This window comes from Paenibacillus sp. P4_A7 (genome assembly GCF_056402455.1).
Map to the genome: position 1 here is coordinate 1 of NZ_JBFUHJ010000526.1, position 3,606 is coordinate 3,606.

At 40.5% G+C, this 3,606-nt stretch carries 2 protein-coding genes and 1 pseudogene; all 3 read right to left on the minus strand.

What is annotated here, in order from left to right; genetic code table 11:
• A pseudogene (locus tag AC1DWN_RS30335) lies at positions 1–280 on the minus strand (carbohydrate ABC transporter permease); the annotation flags it as partial.
• On the minus strand, positions 277–1,197 hold the full coding sequence (locus AC1DWN_RS30340; RefSeq protein ID WP_477562582.1) for a carbohydrate ABC transporter permease: 921 nt from the start codon (positions 1,195–1,197) through the stop codon (positions 277–279). The gene AC1DWN_RS30340 and the pseudogene AC1DWN_RS30335, both read right to left, overlap by 4 nt.
• Before the next feature lie 281 nt (positions 1,198–1,478).
• On the minus strand, positions 1,479–3,362 hold the full coding sequence (locus AC1DWN_RS30345) for a glycosyl hydrolase family 8 (protein ID WP_477562583.1): 1,884 nt from the start codon (positions 3,360–3,362) through the stop codon (positions 1,479–1,481).
• Between the last annotated feature and the right edge of the window lie 244 nt (positions 3,363–3,606).

A 3,606-nucleotide genomic window follows, 5' to 3' on the forward strand; every position in this document is an offset into this window, starting at 1 on the left:
CAATTAAGCTGTTCATATACTGCTGGCCAAACTTGATATCAGAATTCGTAAATAACTCGCTAAAGTTTTCCCAGGCGAACACTTTAGGAATAATTGTCGGAGGAAACACGAGCATTTCCTTGGTCGTCTTCAGAGAGGTTGTAATCATGAACCAAACCGGCGAAAGCATCGTGATTGTGACAATGAGCAGCACAACAAACCCGATAATTTGTGATAAGCCCCACTTCTTCCTTCTTGCCGCAGTTGTAGTCTCATTCTTATGGATGGCTGCTTCTTTCAACGGCTGCTTCCCCCTTCGTAATAAACGTAGCGTTTCGATGCCCTCATAATCAGATAGGTGACTATTAATACTGCGATTAGAAGTAACCATGCCATCGCTGACGCATATCCATATCGGAAGTTTTTGAAAGCGTTTATATAAATGTTATATACATAAAACCAGGTCGAATAGCTAGGTCCGCCTCGCGTAATGGTATAGGCTTGTATAAACACCTGAAACGACTCAATGACCCCAATAATGAGCTGAAAAAGAAATACCGGTGAGATCATTGGAAACGTTACATTCCAGAACGATCTCCATCTGCCCGCTCCATCTAGTCTAGCTGCCTCCAGCAAATGAACAGGAACACCTTGCAGCCCCGCCAAGAAAATCAACATCCCTGCGCCTAATCCCCAGAATGACATAATAATCAACGCCCACAATGCGTATCGATCATCTAAAAACCAGGCAATCGGTTCGATTCCGAATAACGACAGACCGTAGTTGAATAATCCCGCTTGAGGATTAAATACCCAGTACCAGAGCAGCGCCATCGACACACCGGAAATCATGCTTGGAAAGTACATCGCTGTACGGAAGAAACCAGTAAAAGGGACCTTCTGGTTGATTAGAATGGCAAAGATTAAAGAAAGAAATAAGGTTATGGGTACACTGATTAAGGTATATTTGAGCGTTACCTTAATGGAGTTCCAGAACTGATCATCATTGAACAGCTCCTGATAATTGCCCGCACCAACAAAGATGGGAGCGTTCACAATATCATAATCCGTAAAGCTGTAATATAAAGATGCCCCTACCGGAAATAATGCAAATACGAGAAAACCAATGATCCAAGGTGAAATAAATAAATAGAAATATTTGCTTTCAMGCCTTTGCCCTTTGCTAAGTTTCAGAAAAATCGCCCCCTCTGCGTTCATACTTACTTTTTCCATTACATTTGTTTTATGTCTATTAGTTTAACTGCTTAAACTTTTATCAAAAACCAATTAATTAAATAACCGATAACTCATCCATAATAAACAGGTATTTTGATTATACTTATTTAGACAAAAAGTTAAAGCGTTTAAACTTTAAAATGATTGTATAATAAAATTTTACCTTTCGCAAGCATTGTTTTTAACAAAATAATAAGTTCGAATCCTGCATAACGGGACCCGAACTTATTGATTCATTTACAGCAAATCCAAAGCCTTATTCATTACTTTTGCATATAAGCTTGTAACTTCAGCAGTAAGGTAATGGCTTCAGCACGGCTTACTATTCCATCCGATACAAACTGGTTTTTGCCTCGGCCTTGCACAATACCATTTTTCTTAGCTGATTCGACAGCTTTCTTAGCCCAGTCCGGTATAGCGCTGTCATCTGCAAAATCAGTAGTGCCTGTTGCATCTGCGTCGATTCCCATAACATTCGCAGCCATGACAACTATCTCCGCCCTTGTAATCTGATCATTCGGACGGAAGCTTCCGTCATCAAACCCTTTGATAATACCCGCCTCAACGGCTTGAGAAACTCCTTTTACAGCCCATTCCCCAATATCCGCTTTATCACTGAATAGAATCTCAGATCCGCTTAATTGCGACTTTAATGTCTGCATCATCATTACGGCAAACTGAGCTCGAGTTACCGCCTTGTTAGGCTTAAACGTACCGTCGGAATAGCCATTAACGATACCAGCTGCAGAAGACTTGCGAATGTCAGACTCCGCCCAATGCCACTTAATATCCTTGAAGCTCTGCTCGCCCTCTTCAACGTCAATGGTAGACGGTGACCACCAATTTCCTGATACGACAATCATACTTAACAAACGAAGGTTATTGCCGAAATACAAATCATCTTCCGTCTTCACTGCCACATTATAATCCCATAGCTTATTAAGCCATTCTTGATTCGACGGATCGATCATTGCACTAACCATTAATGGAGCAGAGAAAGAAATGTCTTCATAATCCGCCAATGCTTTTGACCCATCTAATTTGTACCCTGCTAAAATATTATTCGGATCGTTATTTGTCATCTTCCTTATCCATGCATTCAATGTGCTTAACTGTTTTTTTGCCCGATCATCCCCTGTTATGAGGTAATCCGTTCCTATACGCCATGGTATTCTGGACGAGTTATAATTGTAGTCCCCATCATAGACCGATTCTAGAAATTCTGGTGGGGCAGGAATAAAGCTACTGCCGCTTTTCACTACAAAGTCAGGAAGTAAGCCTGAATTGGGACTGTATTTTTTATGAATACTTTGGATGATACTGTATGTTTTATCGACAACCTTATCCCATCTGCTATCACCAGAAGCGAGCTCAAAATCTTTCATATGCTGCAGCATGAAGTCTGATGGTCTTGTTGCAGTTGTCCACTTCCCGCTTGTTGCCCAATCCGCGATTCTTAATATCCAATCCGAATGGCTGACCTCGCTTTTCATAATGGCATTCATTACATTGCGAGCTTGTGCCAAATAATTAATTTCCCCATCACTGCCCCATTGCTCACTCGCAAGAAGCAGTCCATAAGCGATATCCATATCTCCGTCGGTAGCTGAGTCGACTCCATTAATATCAACAATAGCTTTACCTGTATCAGCTTGTTGCCAAGCCATCAAATCCGGATTAATCTCGCTAGGATGCGCCCTAAAATAACGATATAAGCCATCAAAATATTTCTTTGCTTCTGGATCATGACCAGCCATTAAAGCTGTAATCAACATTCCATAGCCATGCGCCTCAGAAACGGTGATCTCGTTCTCCTCAAACCAGTCCCCATCCGCATACCAGACATAGTATTGACCTGTTGTATAAGGATTTGCTTTCAAATATTTCACTTTCCACTCGTCATATAATCTCTTCACGGTGTCATCCATTATAGCTTGCGTTATATGATTAGGCTTTATGGAGCCTTCCGCATAATCGGTATGCTGCGGGAATGCCCTAAAAGGACCTTTGTCTTTATCCGTTTTAATGGTATTACTGTCTGGCGATTCAGCTGCAAGACTTGAGAAATTGGGCGTTAACATCACGAATGCCAACAGGAAACAAGTTATCAAGCGAAGTGACTTCTTTCGTCTTCTTTTAATCTTCATACACGTTACCCCTTTTCATTTTTAGGATTTAAAATTAAGATTTCTACATCCACATTACCTATAAAGTTTAAACGCTTTAATCTTAAGAAAGAGTTTAACTCGTGTTTCCATCTCTGTCAATAAATACTGAAGTTGTTATATCTAAGCATATAAGCTGATTTAACAACTAGAAAATGTAGTTTATCGTTTCCCTTCACTTTACGTATTGGAGATAAAATGAGTTTCACTCCGAATTATTTAAGCG

Bases quoted from the DNA above. Each gene is read 5' to 3' on its own strand.
- AC1DWN_RS30345 (WP_477562583.1), bottom strand. From the start codon at position 3,362: ATGAAGATTAAAAGAAGACGAAAGAAGTCACTTCGCTTGATAACTTGT.